The following is a 17,446-nucleotide window of genomic DNA, read 5'->3' on the forward strand; positions in this document are numbered from 1 at the left end:
CTTGTCGGTATGCTGAACGATACGGCGCGTACGACGTGCCGTCCTACCGTCGGTCGTCGCGCAGCCGCGCTGCGGGAGGCGGTGGGGGTGCGGGGTCACGGCGCGGACACCAGGTACGGAGGCGGAGGGTACTGCATGTTGCGGTTTCTCACGGCGGGCGAGTCGCACGGGCGTGCGCTGGTGGCCACGCTGGAAGGCCTCCCGGCGGGCGTCCCCGTCGACGCCGACGAGATCAATGCCCAGCTGGCGCGCCGGCAGCGCGGCTATGGCCGGGGCGGCCGCATGCAGATCGAGCAGGACCGCGTGGAGATCATCGCCGGGGTGATCCGTGGCGAGACCATTGGCGCGCCGGTGGCCCTCTGGATCGAGAACCGGGACTGGCGACCGGACGAACCCGACATCACGCGGCCGCGGCCGGGGCACACCGACTTGGTGGGAGCCCTGAAGTACGGGTTCGACGACGTGCGCCGGGTGCTGGAGCGCTCCAGCGCCCGCGAGACCGCGGCGCGGGTGGCGGTCGGCGCCGTCTGCAGGCGCTTTCTCGCCGCGTTCGGAGTGCAGATCCTCAGCCACGTCACGGAGATCGGGGGCGAGGTGGTCCGCGCACGGCCGGCGCGGTGGGAGGAGATCGCCGAACGCGCGGAAGCCTCTCCGGTGCGCTGCGTGGACCCGGAGGCCGAGCGCCGCATGATGGCGGCCATCGACGCCGCCGGGGAGCGTGGGGACACGTTGGGGGGCGTGTTCGAGGTGGTGGCGCTGGGACTGCCCCCGGGGCTGGGCAGCTACGTGCACTGGGACCGCAGGCTGGACGCCCGCCTGGCCGCGGCGCTGATGTCGATCAACGCCATCAAGGGCGTGGAGATCGGCCTGGGGTTCGAGGCCGCCCGGACGCCCGGCAGCCGGGCCCACGACGAGATCTTCTACGACCCGGCCCGCGGGTTCTACCGGCAGACCAACCGCTCGGGCGGACTGGAGGGGGGCGTCACCAGCGGCGACCCGCTGGTCGTGCGAGGGGCGATGAAGCCCCTCTCGACCCTGCGCACGCCGCTGCGCTCGGTGGACCTGCGCACCAAGGAACCGGTGGAGGCAGTGGTGGTGCGCAGCGACGTCTGCGCCGTTCCGGCGGCGGGCGTCATCGGCGAGGCGATGGTGGCCTACGTGCTGGCCGATGCGTTTCTCGAGAAGTTCGGGGGCGACGCCATGGGACACGTCCGGCGCGCCTACGAGGCGTACATGGCCGAGATCCGCCGGGCGCCGTGAGGGGTGCCGGGGCTTGGTGCGCGTGCGGGGACCGCGCTATTCGCCGCCGCGTTCGTCGTGGTGAGCTCCGGTGCTGACCATCGTGGGACGCAAGGTGCACCTGCGTGAGTTCCAGCCGGGCGACGCGCGGTGGCTCGTGCAGGCCATGGCGCGCGGGTCGTGGTGGCGGTGGGACGCCCCCTGGGAAGGACGGCCGCAACCGGACGAGCTGCGGCGCATTCCCGCCCGGGTAGCGTTCCTGGTCCGCGAGCAGGCGTCGCCGCCCCGACGGATGGTGATCGAGACGCGGTCCGCGCGGCCGATCGGGACCGTGTCGCGGTACTGGGTGGACGAGCGCACACAGTGGCTCGAGGTGGGGATCGCCATCTACTCGGCGCGGGACTGGGGGCACGGCTACGGGTTCGAGGCGCTGGGCCTGTGGGTAGAGCACCTGCTGACCGAGATGCCCCTGCGCCGTATCGGGTTGCGCACGTGGTCGGGGAACACGCGTATGGTACGGTTGGCGCGCCGGCTGGGGTTTCGCCTCGAGGCCAGGTTCCGGGAGGCCTACGTGGCCGCCGACGGCGTCTACGACCGGCTGGCGTTCGGCCTGCTGCGGCGGGAATGGCGCCGCGTGCGACAGACGTGGTGGCGGTAATGCGCGCCGTCACGCTGGTGGGTCCCATGGGCGCGGGGAAGAGCGCGGTCGGTGCCGCGCTGGCCCGGCGGCTGGGCTGGACGTTCGTGGACACCGATGCGGTGATCACCGCCCGCGAAGGGCGCAGCATCGCCGAGCTGTTTCGGGACCGCGGAGAGGCGTACTTCCGCCGCGTGGAACAGGCCGTGGTGCGGGAGGTCGCCCGGCGATCGCGGGTCGTGATCGCCACGGGCGGCGGGGCCATCGTCGCGGCGGCCAGCCGGCGGCTGCTGCACGCTGCGGGGCCGGTGGTGTACCTGCGCGCGCCGCTGGACGTGCTTGTCGCCCGCGTGGGGGGTGACCCGGCGCGTCCGCTGCTGGGGGACGACCCGCGCGCGGCGCTGGCCCGGCTGCTGGCCGAGCGCGAGCGCTTCTACACAGCCGGCACGATCACGGTGGACGCCAGCGCGCCGCCGGAAGCGGTCGCAGACGCCGTGGTGGCCGCTCTGGACGAACGGCGGCGGACGGTGCGGGTCCGGGCAGGGGGCGTGGTCTACGATGTCAAGGTCGGTGCTGGCGCGCTGGCACTGCTGGGCGAGGACCTGCGGCGCCTCGGGGTGCGCGGGGCGGCTGCGATCGTCACCCACGGGGCGCTCGCCCGGCGTTTCGGCCCGATGGTGACGGCAGCCGTGGAGGCTGCCGGCCTCCGGCCCGTCGTGCTCACCGTGCCAGTGGGGGAGCGAGCGAAACACCTGTCGCAGGCGGCGCGCGTCATCGACCGCATGGCCGCCGTGGGGCTGGAGCGGGACACGACGGTGCTGGCGCTGGGCGGGGGCGTCGTGGGCGACCTGGCGGGGTTCGTGGCCGGCGTCTACATGCGGGGGGTGCGCCTGGTCCAGCTGCCGACGACACTGCTGGCGCAGGTCGACAGCAGCGTCGGTGGCAAGACCGCCGTCAATCACCGGCGGGCCAAGAACCTGATCGGCGTCTACCACCAGCCGGCCCTGGTCGTGGCCGACGTGGCCACGCTCCGCAGTCTGCCGCTGCGCGAGTGGAGGGCAGGGCTGGCCGAGGTGGTGAAGTACGCCATGGTGCTGGATGCGAATTTGCTGGGTCTGCTGGAGCAGCACGCCGCGACCGGGGACCGCTGGACCCCCGCGGTGCTCGAAGAGGTCGTGGCGCGCTGCGTCGCGTTGAAGGCCAAGGTGGTCGAAGCCGACGAACGGGAGGCCGGACCCCGCGAGGTCCTCAACTACGGGCACACGGTGGGACACGCCCTGGAAGCGGCGCTGCCGGGGCGGTTCGTCCACGGGGAGGCGGTGGCCATCGGCATGCGGGTGGAGGCCGCGCTGGCGGTGCGCCTGGGGCTGCTGACCGCAGGGGACGCGGCGCGGCAGGACGCGCTGCTGGCGCGCCTGGGGCTGCCGGTGGCGGTGCCCGCCGGGCCCGTGGAGCCCCTGGTGGACGCACTGCGCCTGGACAAGAAACGCCGCGGCGGTCGGCTGCGGTGCACGCTGCCCGAGGGCCTCGGGCGGGCGCGGGTCGGGGTCGAGGTGGACGATGCCATGATGCGGGAGGTCCTGCTGGCGTGCCAAGAGTCCTCGTGATGTACGGGCCCAACCTGAACCTGCTGGGCGAGCGGGAGCCCCAGCACTATGGGGCACTGTCCCTCGAGGCGCTCAACCGCCAGGTGGCACAGGCGGCGGAGGGTCTCGGGCTGGAGGTGGAGTTCTTCCAGTCCAATCACGAGGGCGCCCTCATCGACCGTCTGCACGCGGCGCGGGAACGCTACGACGCCGTGGTGCTCAACCCGGGCGGGTTGGGGCACACGTCGGTGGCCCTGCGCGACGCGGTGGCAGCGATCGGCCTGCCCGTCATCGAGTGCCACCTCTCCAACGTCGCGCGGCGCGAGCCCTTCCGCCACACGTCGCTGCTCACCGCGGTGTGCGCGGGGGTGATCACGGGGTTCGGGCCGATCACCATGGTGCTGGGCGTGCACGCCGCTGCCCTGCTGCTCCAGGCGCGCCGGAGGGAGGAGCGCTGATGCACGTGCGGGGCGTGCGCGGTGCGGTGACGGCTGAGGCCAACACGGAGGAGGCCATTCTGGACGCCACGCGGCGGCTGCTGGTGGAGATGGCCAAAGCCAACGACGTGGCACCCCACGAGCTCGCCGCCATCGTCTTCACCGCCACGCGCGATCTCACGGCGGCCTTTCCGGCGGAAGCCGCCCGCCAGCTGGGGTGGGCCTCGGTTCCTTTGATCTCCGGGGTGGAGATCGACGTGCCGGGGGCACTGCCGCGGTGTATTCGCGTGCTGATGCTCTGGAACACCCCGCGCGCCCCGGAGGAGATCGTCCATGTCTACCTCGGCGCCGCAGCGCAGTTGCGGCCCGACCTGGCCGTCTCGGGGCGGACCACAGGGAGCACCCCTCGCCCCACTGCAGCGCCCGACGCGGCGCCGGAGCGATCGGATGGCGCTCCCTGACGAGCCGGTGCGGGAGATCCGGCCTCTGGGTCGGCCTCCCCGCGCGCGTGTGGCGCTGCCGGGGTCCAAGAGCCTCACGAACCGCGCCCTGGTGACAGCGGCGCTGGCTGAGGGGCGCACCACCCTCGTCAATGCGCTGTTCAGCGACGACACGCTGGCCATGGTCGACGCCCTGCGACGGCTGGGCGTGGCCGTGGCAGTGGACACCGCCGCCCAGACGATCCACGTGGACGGCTGCGGCGGCGCGCTCCCGGCCCGCGGCGCGACCCTCGACGCCGGTGGCGCCGGGACGGTGGCCCGGTTCCTTACCGCCGTGGTCGCGCTGGGGGTCGGGCGGTTCGTCGTCGATGGCAACGCCCGGATGCGGCAGCGGCCCGTGCAGGATCTGGTGGACGCGCTGGGCGCGTTGGGCGTCCGGGCCGCCGCCACCCGCGGGTGCCCGCCCGTGGTGGTGGATGCGGCCGGGCTGGCGGGTGGGCGCGCCGTGGTGCGCGGCGCGACCAGCAGTCAGTTCCTCTCGGGGCTGTTGCTGGCCGCGCCCTACGCGCGGGCCGACGTGGAGCTGGTGGTGGACGGCCCGCTGGTGGGCGCGCCCTACGTCGAGATGACGATAGCGGTCATGGCGGCGTTCGGCGTGCAGGTCGAGCGCGAAGGGTTGCACCGGTTCCGCGTGCGGGCCGGACAGCGGTACCGGGCGCGCCTCTACGCCATCGAACCCGACGCGAGCAGCGCGGCGTACTTCTTCGCCGCCGCAGCCCTCACCGGCGGCCGCGTCGAGGTCCCCGGGCTGTCTGCGGCGTCGCTGCAGGGGGACGTACGGTTCGTGGACCTCCTGGAGGCGATGGGCTGCCGGGCGACCCGCGCTGCGGATGCGCTCGCGGTCGAGGGCCCGCCGCTGTTGCACGCCGTCGACGTCGACCTGGCGGCGATGAGCGACCAGACCATGACGCTGGCGGCCCTGGCCCCGTTCGCCGACGGGCCGACGCGGATCCGGGGCGTGGCGCACATCCGCCACCAGGAGTCGGACCGCCTGGCCGCGACCGCCGCGGAGCTCCGGCGTCTGGGGCAGGAGGTCGACGAGTTCGCCGACGGGTTGCGGGTCACGCCGCGCCCGGTCCGGCCGGCGACCGTCGTCACCTACGACGATCACCGCATCGCCATGGCCTTTGCGCTGGTCGGGCTGCGTGTGCCCGGTGTCCGGATCGCGGGCTGGCCCTGCGTGCGCAAGACCTTCCCCGACTTCTTCGAACGGTTGGAGCTGCTGCGGATCTCTGCTTGACCCCGGTCACCCACGAGGCGCCGGTGCTGCCCGTCCCGTCGCAAGAGACGGTCGGCGCAACCCGCTGCGGTTGAGAGGTAGGAGAGTACGCCCGCAGCCTCCAGCGGTGTCCTGCGGTCACCGTCAGTGCAGCCCCGTGCGGGGTCTGCAGGCGATCGCTGCAGGCGCGACGATTCCCGCGAGCGTCGACAGCGTCCCCGCGGCCACCCTGCGAAGGTCTGCGAGCAGGCGCTGCAGGTGGGCGTGGCTACAGATAGTGCGGAATCGCCTCCCGCCACAACGGCCAGTCGTGGGTGTAGTTCCACCAGACGATGCACCGTGCGGGCACGCCCTTGGCGGTCAGCACGTCGGCGATGAACTGGGACGGCTGGCGTGCCAGGTCGTGCTCGCCGGTCACCAGCACGATCTCCATGCGGCGCAACGGCGCCAGGTAGGTCTCGTCGGTGAGGTTGGGCAGGTAGTCCACCGGGCAGTTGAAGTAGACGTCGTCGTCGTAGTAGCCGTCGAGGAGCCCCTTGACGTCGTAGCGGCCCGACAGCGCCACGAGCTTGGTGACCAGGTGGGGGTGCCGGAAGGCCAGGTTGGCGGCGTGGTAGGCGCCAAACGCCGTGCCGGTGACGAGCAGCGGACCGCTGTTGCGCTGGCGAATGAACGGCAGGTACTCGGTGACGATGTAGCGCTCGTAGTCCAGGTGGCGCAGGACCCGCTGGCGCGGCGGGACCGCGCGGTTGAACCACGATTCGGCATCGACGCTGTCGGGGCAGAAGAGCTGCAGCAGGCCGGCGTCGATCTTGGGAGCCAGCGCCGCCACCATCCCGAAGTCCTCGTACTGGTAGAACCGGCCCATGGTGGTGGGGAAGACCAGGACCGGCGCGCCGGCGTGTCCGAACACCAGCGTCTCCATGGAGCGCCCCAGGGCGGGGCTGACCCAGTGGTGGTACTCCCGGTTCATCGGAGTATGGGTACGCTGTCGCCCCCCTGGATTCCCGCGGGGCCGGCACAGGGGCGGTGGCACGGGGCGCCGAAGCCCGCACCCATGGACGTCGCCGCGGTGGCCGCCCTGGCCCGCCGGGTGCGGGCCAACGTCGAGCGGGTGTTCGTCGGGAGAGCCGACGTGATCGAGCTCGCGCTGGTGGCCGTGCTGTGCGAAGGGCACGTCCTCATCGACGACGTGCCCGGGACCGGCAAGACGTTGCTGGCCAAGGCCCTGGCCCGGTCGCTGGGCTGTACCTTTCGCCGCCTGCAGTGCACACCGGACCTGTTGCCCTCCGACGTCACCGGTCTCGAGTACTTCAACCAGCGCACCCAGCAGTTCGAATTTCGCCCCGGCCCGGTGTTCAGCCAGGTGGTGCTGGCCGACGAGATCAACCGGGCGACGCCGCGCACCCAGTCGGCGCTGCTCGAGAGCATGGAGGAGCGGCAGGTGACGGTCGAGGGGACGTCCCGCCCCCTCCCCCGACCGTTCATCGTCCTGGCCACGCAGAACCCGGTCGAACTCCAGGGGACGTTCCCGCTGCCCGAGGCGCAGCTCGACCGGTTCCTGCTCCGTCTGGTGCTGGGGTACCCATCGGCGGCCGACGAGCAGGAGATCCTGCGCCGGCAGCGCGTTGCCCCCGCCGTGGACGCGCTGCCGGCCGTCACCGCGCCCGAGGACGTGCTCGCCGCCCAGCGGGCCGTGCGCGACGTGCACCTGAGCGCCGTGGTCGAGGCGTACATCGTGGCCCTGGCCCGCGCGACGCGGACGCATCCGGAGGTCGAGCTGGGGGTATCACCACGGGGCAGCGTGGCGTTGCATCGCGCCGCGCAAGCGCTGGCGGCGATCCGGGGCCGGGCGTTCGTGCTGCCCGACGACGTCAAGGCGGTGGCTGCGCCCGTCATGGCGCACCGGCTCGTCGTTGGCAGCGGGGCCCGGCTGCGGGATCGCACCGCGCAGGAGATCGTGGCCGAGGTCGTGCAGAGCGTTCCTGCACCGGTGGAGCGGGACGTGCGTTCGTAGGGCGGCTGCTGGCGTCGTCGGCCCGGCAGCGGGTGGGTCCGGCGGACGGGGTGGAGGCGACAGGGCGCGTGTTCACGCAAGGGTGGCTGGTCCTGGGCGCGGTGCTGCTGGCGGTGGGTCTCGGTGTCCAGGCCGGCGGGGTCGTCCTGGTGGGCGCCGTGCTGCTGCTGGGCGCCGCGGTCTCGTACCTGTCGCACCGCACGTGTCTGGTCGGCGTGGAGGTGCGCCGCGTGCTGGCGCCGCGCCGCGCGTTCCCCGGCGAGCAGGTAGTCCTGACGTTGGAGGTCACCAACCGGAAGGTGCTGCCGCTGGCGTGGCTCGAGGTCACGGATGAACTGCCCGAGGAGGTCGTCCCGCAGCGGGGGCGCGTCGTACCCAGCGTCCGCCAGCGCCGTCAGCACCTGGTCCACCTGTTCACCCTGCGGTGGTACCAGCGCGTGCGCCGGCGTGTTCCTCTGCACTGCACCGCGCGCGGCTACTTCCCGCTGGGGCCGGTACGCGTGCGGTCCGGCGACCTGTTTGGGACCACCTCGCGCGCGGTGGACCTGCCCCAGGTCGATCACCTGGTGGTGTACCCGCGGGTCGTGCCGCTGGTCGCGCTGGGGCTCCCGGCGCGACATCCCCTGGGCGACGCTGCGATGCCCCGCCCGCTCCTCGAGGATCCGGCCCGCACGGTGGGCGTGCGCGCCTACCAGACCACCGACCCGTACCGGCGCATCCACTGGAAGGCGACGGCCCGGCTGGGGCGGCTGCAGAGCCGCGTGTACGAGGCCACGGCCACCCACCGGGTGGTCGTCTTCCTGAACCTGGACACGCTGGGGGCCTATGCGGAGTATCGGGGGTTCGTACGGCCGTTGCTGGAGCTGGCCATCATGGTGGCTGCATCGGTCACGGCATGGGCGACCACGGCGGGGTACCCGGTGGGGCTGATCGCCAACGGGTACGTCCGCGAGGCGGTCCGGCGCGTGCGCATCGCGCCGGCGCTGGGCACCGGGCACCTCCGCACGATCCTGGACGCGCTGGCCAGGGTCCTCCCCACGCCAATGATGCCGCTTGGTGAGCTGATGTCCCTGGAGAGCGGCGCCCTGCCCTGGGGGTCGACGGCAGTGGTGGTGACGGCGGTGGTGGACCCGATACTGGCGATGGGTGTGCGCCGCCTGCGCGCGGCGGGACATGCGGTGACGGTGATCCTGGTCGGCGACCAGGTGGAGGACCCGGGGTGGGGCGTGCCGACGTGGCGTGTGCGGGAGGAGGCGGGCTGGCGTGCGATGGAGACCATCCGGCCAGCGTAACCGGTTGTCGGCGCAGGCCGACCGCTCTCCCGATGCCGGGGCCCCCGAGACGTCCCCTGGGCGCCCCGTACCCGACGGCGCCGCTGCCCGCTACGGCCCGGCGTCGCTGCTGCCCGTTGCGCGGGTCGTGATGGAGTACTGCTGGCTCGCCCCGTGGCTGGGCGTCGTGGGCGCGGCGTTCTACGGGCCGGGGCAGGCGTTGCTGCCAGGGGTCTGGGTGCTGCTGTTGCTGCTCGGTGGAGACGTCGCCGCCCGCGCGGTGACCGGGCGCATGCTAATCCTTGTCCGTGCCCGGACTACGCTGGTGGCCCTGGGGCTGGCGATCGGGCTTCTGGCCGTTCACCAGCAGTACTACGCCGAGGTGCCGCTGTGGGCGCTGGGCTGGCTGTGGCGCCTGCTGATCGCCACCCATGCCGTGCTGCCGGACGTCCCGCAGGCCGTGGCGGGCGCGGCTGCTGCCGCGTGCCTGTGGTGGCGGGGGCTCGTGCTGGGCATGCGGGCGGTCGATGCGGTGGCGCTGGAGGAGGCGTACAGAACCGGCGTCGCGATGGTCGTGCTCTACGTGGTGGCCGCGCTGCTCTACGGGGACACGCGGGCGTTCGCGGCGACCGGCGGCGCGCTGCCGGCCTCGTTCCTGGCGTTCTTCGCCGTGGGGCTCGCGGCGCTGGCCCTGGCGCGGCTGTGGACGATCTGGGCGCGCGGCCTCGATGCCGCGGCGGCGTCCTCGCGCCGCGACTGGCCGCTTTTAGTGCTGGGCGTGGTGGGGATGGTCGTGGGCACGGCCAGTGCGGTGGCCGGCGTGATCACGGTGGACCTGCAGCGTGCCCTGCGCCTGGTGGTGACGCCGCTGCTGCCGCTCGTGGAGGGACTGTTCGTCGTGCTGTTCCTGGTGGCCAGCGTCGTCGCCCGGCTGGTGCTGCTGGTGCTGGCGCGCCTGCCCTGGCGCCAGGTGGCACCGGGCGACGTGCCGTCGACGGCCCTGGGCGACCTGCTGCGCCGACTGCGCGACCTGGAGGTCCACCCGCACGTGGTCGAAGGCGCCCGGTGGAGCCTGACGACGGTTCTGGTCGCGGCGCTGGTGCTGGGCATGGCTGTGACGGTGGTCCTGGGGCGGCGCCGGCCGCAGCCGTCCGACGCCGACGAGCACGAGTCGGTGTGGTCGACCCGCGAGGCCCTGACGCGGCTGGCAGGAGTGCTGACGCGCCGCCGGTCGGCCACGCGCGAACGGGACGAGCTGGCCGGTGGAGGTGCCGGGACGATCAGGCGGATCTACCGCGATGTGCTGGCCTGGGGTGCGAGCCTGGGCGCGCCGCGGCCGGCATGGGCGACGCCCCGCGAGTACGCCCCGCGGCTGGGTGGCCGCTGCCCGCAGGCCGGAAGCGAGATCGAGGCCCTGACGTGGGCGTACGAGCGCGTGCGGTACGGTCGCTGGCGTCCTGCCCCCGGTGACGTGCAGGCCGCGCTGACTGCGTGGCGGCGCGTGCGGATGCTGGGCGGGGCTCCGCGGGCCGCCCGCGATCCCGGCCGGGTGTCGGGGCGGGACGACCGCTGCACAGGATGAGGAGGCAGAGGCCCATGGCAGGAGACCCATTGCCGCGCTACCTGCACGACTACCTCGACCACTTGGTGCCGCCGCGACCACCGGAGATGCAGGCGATGGAGGCCTGGGCACGCGAGCACCGTTTCCCCATCGTCGGGCCGGCGGCCGGGCAGTTCTGCTACCTGATGGCGCGGGTGTGCGGTGCACGTTCGGTCTTCGAGCTGGGCTCGGGCTACGGGTACTCGACGGCCTGGTTCGCGCGGGCCGTCAGGGAGAACGGCGGGGGCGTCGTGCACCACGTGGTCTGGGACGAGGAGCTCTCGCGCCGCGCCCGCCGCCACCTGGCGACGCTGGGGCTCGCCGACGTGGTGCGCTTCCGCGTCGGCGAGGCGGTCCAGGCGCTGCGCGAGACCCCGGGGCCGTTCGACCTGATCTTCAACGACATCGAGAAGCAGGGCTACCCCGCCTCGCTGCCCGTCATCTGGGAGAAGTTGCGGCCGGGCGGGCTGCTGATCGCCGACAACCTGCTCTTCCATGGCCGCATCTTCGACCCCGACGACCGCTCCCCGCCGGTCGAGGCCATCCGAACGTTCACCCGCATGGTCGTCGACGACACGCGGTGGACGGCGACGATCGTGCCGATTCGCGACGGCCTGCTGGTCGCGCACAAGCGCGAGAGCCCCGCCGGGTGGTAGCGCCCCGGCGCCCACGGGGGCAGTCGGGGACGTCGGCCCGCGCGGCCGCATTGTGGTCAGCGCCCCGGCGCCCACGGGGACGGCAGGGGCGGGTCAGACCGGCACGATCTGGTCGTCCAACCGCTTGCTCCGGCGCGTGATGACCTCGGGGGCCGTGCGGCCCACGATCACGGTGTCGTCCTGGCGGAACCCGCCCACGCCGTAGATGTAGATGCCCGGCTCGCAGGAGTAGACCTCCCGTTCCCGCAGGGGGCGGTAGGTGAACGGCATGTCCTCGGGAAACTCGTGGCCGGCGATGCCCATCCCGTGGCCGGTGCGGTGCATGATGTGCGCGCCGAACCCCGCCTGCTCGATGACCGCCTGCGCCGCTGCATCGACCTCGGCCACGGGCACGCCGGCCACGAACTTCTCCAGCGCCGCCAGGTTGGCGGCGGTGGCCGCCTCGTAGGCGCGGCGCTGCAGGTCGGTGCGGGGCGGGCCGACGAACAGGGTGCGTTCGTTCTCGACGACGAGCCCGTTGAGCCGCACGATGATGATGTTGACCACGCCATCGCCGCGGTCCAGGCGCATGGCCGCGTCGGCGCCGGTACCGTGAGGTGCCGCCGACGCGGGGCCTGCCAGCGAGAAGACCCGCACCTCCAGCCGGTCGGCGGGGAAGCGCGCCGCGCCTTCCACGGCCATGCGGCGCGCGACCTCCAGGTCCAGCTCGGCCACCAGCATGCCAGGCCGCACCAGCTCCATGTAGCGGTCCTGGCCCCAGTCGGTGAGGGCGGCAGCCAGGCGCATGATCTCCAGTTCCGCCGGGTCCTTCACCATGCGCATCTCGCGCAGGAAGCCCGCGGCGCTGGTGAACTCCACAGGTCCCGGCAGCCAGCGGCGCACGCCGCGGAAGGTGGCGATGCGGTCCGCCGCGTAGCGCCCGCGCCCGGCGCCGGCAGCGATCAGGCGGGTCGCCAGGAGCTCCTGCCAGCGGTCGCGGGTGTAGGTGCGCTGCGTCCACCGGGGGTGCTCGACGTACAGGGCGTAGTCGGACACGTAGAGCGTGCCGCGCTCGCGGGCCATCATGAGGTGGTGGGTCGACAGCTCGTTCATGATCAGGAACGGTGGGGCGTCCACCGGCACCACCGCCGCCACCGGGCGCTCCCACGGCGCCACGTCCAGATGGAAGCCCGTCAGCATGTAGAAATGGTCGGGATCGCTCACCAGCAGTGCCTGGCAGCCCTCCTCGCGCAGCCACGCTCTGACGCGTTGATGACGGTCGGCGAAGACCTCCTGGGGGATGAACGGCATCTACGTCCCTCCTCGTCGGGCGCGGGCCGGTGCGTCTCGCGCCTCCTTTGGCTGATGCGGCGCCCTGTCCCTGCCGCAGGGGCGTGGTCTCGCGTGGACGTGGTGGATGGCCACGACGGGCCGGTGTGGGGTCTGGCGGGGACCGCTGGGCCGTCCGGACGTGGCCGCGTCAGCTCGTCAGGCGCGGGTCCAGCGTGTCGCGCAGCCAGTCGCCCACGAGGTTGACGCCCAGGGCGGTGAGCACCAGCGCCAGCCCGGGGAACGTCGTGAGCCACCAGGCGTTGTAGATGTAGGTGCGGCCCTCGTTGAGCATGTTGCCCCACGACGCCGTCGGGGGCTGGACCCCGAAGCCCAGGAAACTGATGGCGGCCTCGGCCACGATGTACTGCGCCACCTGGAGCGACGAGAGGACGATGACGGGCGTCCAGAGGTTGGGCAGCAGGTGGCGGAAGACGATGCGCAGGGCCGGCGCGCCCAGGGCCCGCGCCGCCTCGACGTACTCCAGCGTCTTGAGGGCGAGCACCTCGCCGCGCACCAGGCGCGCGTAGACCACCCAGCCCGTGATGATGAGGGTCAGGACGATGTTCTGCAGGCCGATCCCCAGGATGGCGTTCACCACCAGCGCCAGCAGGATGAAGGGGAACGAGAGCTGCACGTCGACCAGCCGCATCACCACCGCGTCGACGACCCCGCCCAGGTAGCCCGAGAGCAGGCCCAGGACGAGCCCCACCGCGCCGGCGATGCCCACGGTGACCAGGCCGATCACGAGCGAGATCCGCGTCCCGTACAGCACCCGCGTGTACAGGTCTCGGCCCAGCTGGTCGGTCCCGAACCAGTGCGCGCGCGAGGGCGGGCGCAGCGAGCGGCCCAGGTCGGTGTCGACCGGGCCGTAGGGCGTCAACACCGGAGCCAGGAGGGCGGCCAGGACCACCAGGGCGACGATCGCGAGACCACACGCGCCGCCGCGCGAGAGGGCGATCCGGCGGCGCGGCCGGGCGGCGAACGACGCTCGGGGAGCAATGGCGGGGACCGCTCCCCGCGCTGCCGGCCGGGCAGCCGACGACAGGCGCTCGGCCCGTGCGGCGAACGTCCCGGAGGGCGATCGCTGGGGTCCGTCAGGCATAGCGGACGCGCGGGTTGAGCCACGCATACGCCAGGTCGGCCAGCAGGTTGAGCACCGAGTAGGTTACCGCGGTCAGGAAGACGCCGACGAGGACCACGGGAAAGTCGCGGTTGAGCAGCGCCTGGACCAGGAACCGACCGACGCCGGGCCAGGCGAAGATCGTTTCGGTGATGACCGCGCCACCCAGGAGCTGGCCCAGCTGCAGCGCCAGCAGCGTGACGATCGGCAGGCTGGCGTTCTTCAGCGCGTGTCGGTAGAGCACGCGCCGAGGACCCAGGCCTTTGGCCCGCGCGGTGCGGACGTAGTCCTGGCCCAGCACGTCCAGCATCGTCGAGCGCGTCAGGCGGGCGAACCGCGCCGCCACGAACGCGGCCAGGGTGATGGACGGCAGGACGTAGTGCGCCCAGGTCCCCCGGCCCCCGGTGGGGAGCACTTTGAGCCACACCGCGAACACGTAGATCAGCATCAGCCCCAGCCAGAAGCCCGGGATGGCCTGTCCCAGCACGGTGGCACCGATGCTCAGGTGGTCGAACCAAGAGTTGCGGCGCGCGGCCGACAGCACGCCGACCGGGATGGCGATGGCCAGCGCCAGGGCCATCGCCACGCCCGAGAGCGCCAGCGTGGCCGGGAACCGTTCCAGCACCAGGTCCAGGGCCGGTTCGCCCTGGCGCAAGGATCGGCCGAAGTCACCCCGCAGGGCGCCGCGCATGAAGCGGACGTACTGCACGGGCCACGGGTCGTTCAGGCCCAGGCGCTGGCGGAACTCCTCGATCTGCTTGGGGGTCGTGTCGGTCGGCAGGAACAGCTTGACCGGGTCGCCGGCCAGGAACTGCAGGCTGAAGACCGCGGTCAGCGCCAGGAAGACGACGACCGCAGCCTCCAGGAGGCGACGGATGACGAACTGCAGCATCGGACGGGGCGCGGCGGGGGAAGCCATATTGCTTCCCCCGCCGCCGGCGGCGCTATCCGGCCGGCCGCAACGGGGCCATCGGCGTGCGCCCGCGCCGCACCGTGCCAGCGCCCGGCTCTAGCGCCTGGCCCACGAGGCGTCGTGCAGGAAGATCTTCTCTGCCGGATGCGGGCGCCAGTTGACCCGCTTGTTCACCCCGTAGAGGTCGTGTTGCTGCCACAGGAAGATCCACGGCGCCTCGGTGTACAGCATGACCTGGATACGGTACCAGGCCCGTCGCCGCTTCTCCGGGTCGACGACCGGCAGGACCTTGTTGATCTCCTGCGTGAGCGCGGGGGTGCCAAAGCCGCTGTACGTCCGCTCGGGCCGGAACAGCTCGGCGATGGTGCCCTGGGCTTCCAGGGCCGGCCCCCACCCCAGGTAGAACATCTCGCCGGTGCGGCGGTTGATGATCTTGTCCAGGTGCGTGCCCCACTCGTTCACCACCACGCGTACCTTGATCCCGATGCGGCCCAGGTAGGCCGCGATCGCCTCGGCCGCTTCCTTGTCGAGGGGGTACCGGCCCGAGGGCGAGTCGAGGGTGAACTCCAGCCGCGTCGGATCGTAGCCGGCCTCCTTGATCAGCTGCACCGCCCGCTGGGGGTCGTAGGGATAGGGCTTCAGGTTGGGGTTGACGTCCTGGTTGAGGGCCGACAGCGCGCCGGGGATGCGGGTGGCGCGGCCCTTGAACAGGTTGGCGATGATCTCGTCGACGTTCACGGCGTAGTTGAGGGCCTGCCGGACCCGCCGGTCCTGCATGGGGCCGGGCTTGAGGTTCACCAGGGCCACGTAGTTGATGCGCGACGACGCCACGCCACGGACCTCGGCGATGCCGCTGCGGTTCACCTGGTCGACGGCCACGGGGGGCACGTCCTTGACGATGTCCGCCTCGCCCGCCAGCAGGGCCGCCAGGCGGGCGCTGAAGTCGGGGATGAAGCGGAACTCCACCCGGCGGATCGCCGGAGCGCCGTTCCAGTAGGTCGGGTTGGCCTCGAGCACCAGCCGCTCGTCGCGATCCCAGCGCACGAACCGGTAGGGGCCGGCGCCGATGGGCTGCCGGTTGGCCTGCTCGTTGCCGACCTGCCGGATGTACTTCGCGTTGTGCACGGTGAAGTCCACCAGCCAGAAGCGGAGGATCGGCGCAGGCTCCTTGGTCTTGATGCGGACCGTCAGCGGGTCGACGACCTCGACGCTGTCGACGAACGAGAACCGCGGCCGGTAGTGCGACTGGTTGCGCGGGTCGAGCAGCCACTCGATGGTGGACTTCACGTCCTCGGCCGTGAGCGGGTCGCCGTTGTGGAAGCGCACGTTGGGGCGCAACTTGACGATCCACGTGAGGTCGTCCGGGGTCTGGGGCAGCTCGGCGGCCAGCGACGGCTTGATCCGTGGCGGCATGCCGTCCCAGAAGTACAGCCGGTCGTAGATGTTCATCTGCTGGACGTTGGTCGTCCAGTCCACGATGTGCATCGCCAGCAGACTGCGGGGTTCGGCGCCCAGGGCGACGACCAGCGGGCGCTCCTGGGCCTGCCCCGTCGGGGGCAGGCTGCCTGCCAGCGCCAGGAGCAGGGCCAGCAGTCCCACCGCGATTCGGCCCATAGGGGTCCCTCCTCGTACCCTCGACTGTGGTATCCGAATTCATTCCCTTCTCCCGCTGGGGACTCCTTCGGCCAGCGGAGGCGGCCAGCTCCTGCGAACCCGCACGGCGCGCCAGGAATCGCCCAGGGGGCGCCAGAACAGAACAGGCGCCGCAGCGCACGTCTGCCGGATCGCGTGGGTGGTCCGATGCACCGGGGGCGTGGCCCTGCTGCGCAGGAGATCGCACGCGGAGGGAGAGGCCGCTCCCACCGGGGAAGACTCGCCGGAGGAGACCTCGCCGCGGGCGGAGACGGCGTGCGGCGGTATCTCGGGCGTCGGTGACGGGCGCGAAAGGGCGTGATGGCCATGGCGACGGTGATCTCGCTGCAGGACAGCGCGCGGCAGGTGGTGCGCACCTGCGCGCGGGTGCAGCCCGGTGAGCTGGTGTGCATCGCCGCCGACACCCACACGGTGGCGATCGCCCACGTCCTGGCCCAGGCCGTGCGGGAGGTGGGCGCCGAGCCGGTGCTGGTGGTCATGGAGCCGCGCAAGGCCCACGGCAACGAGCCCCCGCGCGTGGTGGCCGCGGCCATGAAGGCGGCTGACGTGGTCCTGCAACCCGTGACCTACGCCATGACCCACACCGATGCCACCCAGGAGGCGTTGCGGGCGGGCGCGCGGGTGCTGGTGCTGCGCGGTGTGACCGAGGAGATCATGACCCACGGCGCGATGCTCGCCGACTACGACGCCATCGACCGGATCACCCGCGAGGTCGCCCGTCGTCTCTCGGCGGCGCACACCGTCCGGGTGCGGACGCCCGCCGGCACGGACCTCACCATGTCGGTGGCCGGCCGGACCGCGGTGGCGTTGACCGGGCGCGTGGGCGGGCCCGGGACCTTCGCGGCCATGCCCGACGGGGAGGCAGCGATCTCGCCGGTGGAGGGCACGGCCGAAGGTACGCTGGTCGTGGAGCACACCATGGACAACCTGGGGTTGCTGGACGCGCCCATCCGCATGACGGTGCGCGGCGGCCGCGTGGTGGAGATCGCCGGGGGGGAGGCCGCGGCCCGCCTGCGCGCCATGGTGGCGGCCGCCGACCCCAACGCCACCAACATCGCCGAGTTCGCCATCGGGACCAACGACCGCGCGCGCCTGATCGGGTCCATGACCGAGGACAAGAAGGTCCGCGGCACCGTGCACGTGGCCATCGGCGACAACCACGTCATCGGAGGCACGGTGACCAGCGAGCTGCACCTGGACGGCCTGCTGCTGCGCCCGACGGTGGAGCTGGACGGCCAGGTCGTGGTGCAGGAGGGGCAGTTGCTGGTGACCTGACCGGCACGTCGG

At 72.6% G+C, this 17,446-nt stretch carries 16 protein-coding genes; 11 read left to right on the plus strand and 5 right to left on the minus strand.

The features are described from left to right. Nucleotides 1–135: 135 nt before the first annotated feature. The 6 genes from aroC (at nt 136) to aroA (ending at nt 5,639) form a co-directional block, all read left to right on the plus strand. Nucleotides 136–1,260, plus strand: a complete 1,125-nt coding sequence (gene aroC, locus QN157_04830) for a chorismate synthase (protein ID MDR7554912.1) — start codon at nt 136–138, stop codon at nt 1,258–1,260. A 70-nt stretch (nt 1,261–1,330) separates the two neighbouring features. Beyond that, a complete protein-coding gene (locus QN157_04835; protein ID MDR7554913.1) occupies nt 1,331–1,897 on the plus strand; it encodes a GNAT family protein in 567 nt (188 codons plus the stop codon). Next, the gene (gene aroB, locus QN157_04840) at nt 1,897–3,483 is read left to right on the plus strand and encodes a 3-dehydroquinate synthase (GenBank protein MDR7554914.1); all 1,587 of its coding nucleotides are present in this window, start codon (nt 1,897–1,899) and stop codon (nt 3,481–3,483) included. Before QN157_04835 ends, aroB begins: the two co-directional genes overlap by 1 nt. Beyond that, on the plus strand, nt 3,465–3,920 hold the full coding sequence (gene aroQ / locus QN157_04845) for a type II 3-dehydroquinate dehydratase (protein ID MDR7554915.1): 456 nt from the start codon (nt 3,465–3,467) through the stop codon (nt 3,918–3,920). The genes aroB and aroQ overlap by 19 nt, the downstream gene beginning before the upstream one ends. After that, nucleotides 3,920–4,360, plus strand: a complete 441-nt coding sequence (aroH, locus tag QN157_04850) for a chorismate mutase (protein MDR7554916.1) — start codon at nt 3,920–3,922, stop codon at nt 4,358–4,360. Before aroQ ends, aroH begins: the two co-directional genes overlap by 1 nt. After that, the gene (aroA, locus tag QN157_04855) at nt 4,347–5,639 is read left to right on the plus strand and encodes a 3-phosphoshikimate 1-carboxyvinyltransferase (protein MDR7554917.1); all 1,293 of its coding nucleotides are present in this window, start codon (nt 4,347–4,349) and stop codon (nt 5,637–5,639) included. Before aroH ends, aroA begins: the two co-directional genes overlap by 14 nt. 247 nt (nt 5,640–5,886) lie before the next feature. Here aroA and QN157_04860 read toward each other — a convergent pair whose 3' ends face one another. Continuing rightward, nucleotides 5,887–6,591, minus strand: a complete 705-nt coding sequence (locus QN157_04860) for an esterase (protein ID MDR7554918.1) — start codon at nt 6,589–6,591, stop codon at nt 5,887–5,889. An 84-nt stretch (nt 6,592–6,675) separates the two neighbouring features. Between QN157_04860 and QN157_04865 the strand changes: the two genes are divergently transcribed. The 4 genes from QN157_04865 (at nt 6,676) to QN157_04880 (ending at nt 11,162) form a co-directional block, all read left to right on the plus strand. Continuing rightward, the gene (locus QN157_04865; GenBank protein MDR7554919.1) at nt 6,676–7,635 is read left to right on the plus strand and encodes a MoxR family ATPase; all 960 of its coding nucleotides are present in this window, start codon (nt 6,676–6,678) and stop codon (nt 7,633–7,635) included. Nucleotides 7,636–7,703: 68 nt separating this feature from the next. Next, a complete protein-coding gene (locus tag QN157_04870) occupies nt 7,704–8,927 on the plus strand; it encodes a DUF58 domain-containing protein (GenBank protein MDR7554920.1) in 1,224 nt (407 codons plus the stop codon). Continuing rightward, nucleotides 8,899–10,488 (plus strand): DUF4129 domain-containing protein, encoded by a 1,590-nt coding sequence (locus QN157_04875; GenBank protein ID MDR7554921.1) that lies wholly within the window; start codon nt 8,899–8,901, stop codon nt 10,486–10,488. The genes QN157_04870 and QN157_04875 overlap by 29 nt, the downstream gene beginning before the upstream one ends. 14 nt (nt 10,489–10,502) lie before the next feature. Further along, nucleotides 10,503–11,162, plus strand: a complete 660-nt coding sequence (locus QN157_04880) for an O-methyltransferase (GenBank protein ID MDR7554922.1) — start codon at nt 10,503–10,505, stop codon at nt 11,160–11,162. Nucleotides 11,163–11,255: 93 nt separating this feature from the next. Here QN157_04880 and QN157_04885 read toward each other — a convergent pair whose 3' ends face one another. From QN157_04885 to QN157_04900, 4 genes are all read right to left on the minus strand, one after another. After that, nucleotides 11,256–12,452: a Xaa-Pro peptidase family protein gene (locus QN157_04885; protein ID MDR7554923.1), complete on the minus strand. Its 1,197-nt coding sequence runs from the start codon at nt 12,450–12,452 to the stop codon at nt 11,256–11,258. Nucleotides 12,453–12,621: 169 nt separating this feature from the next. Continuing rightward, nucleotides 12,622–13,575 (minus strand): ABC transporter permease, encoded by a 954-nt coding sequence (locus QN157_04890; protein MDR7554924.1) that lies wholly within the window; start codon nt 13,573–13,575, stop codon nt 12,622–12,624. Beyond that, nucleotides 13,568–14,512, minus strand: coding sequence for an ABC transporter permease (locus QN157_04895; protein ID MDR7554925.1), 945 nt, complete (start codon nt 14,510–14,512; stop codon nt 13,568–13,570). Before QN157_04895 ends, QN157_04890 begins: the two co-directional genes overlap by 8 nt. A 90-nt stretch (nt 14,513–14,602) precedes the next feature. Further along, nucleotides 14,603–16,120: an ABC transporter substrate-binding protein gene (locus QN157_04900; GenBank protein ID MDR7554926.1), complete on the minus strand. Its 1,518-nt coding sequence runs from the start codon at nt 16,118–16,120 to the stop codon at nt 14,603–14,605. 345 nt (nt 16,121–16,465) lie between these two features. Here QN157_04900 and QN157_04905 point away from each other — a divergent pair, with 345 nt between their 5' ends. Beyond that, nucleotides 16,466–17,434 carry an aminopeptidase gene (locus QN157_04905; protein MDR7554927.1) on the plus strand — a complete coding sequence of 323 codons (969 nt, stop codon included), beginning with the start codon at nt 16,466–16,468 and terminating at the stop codon, nt 17,432–17,434. The last annotated feature ends 12 nt before the right edge of the window (nt 17,435–17,446 follow it).

The sequence above is a fragment of the Armatimonadota bacterium genome (assembly GCA_031459855.1).
Classification (GTDB): domain Bacteria; phylum Sysuimicrobiota; class Sysuimicrobiia; order Sysuimicrobiales; family Humicultoraceae; genus Fervidifonticultor; species Fervidifonticultor primus.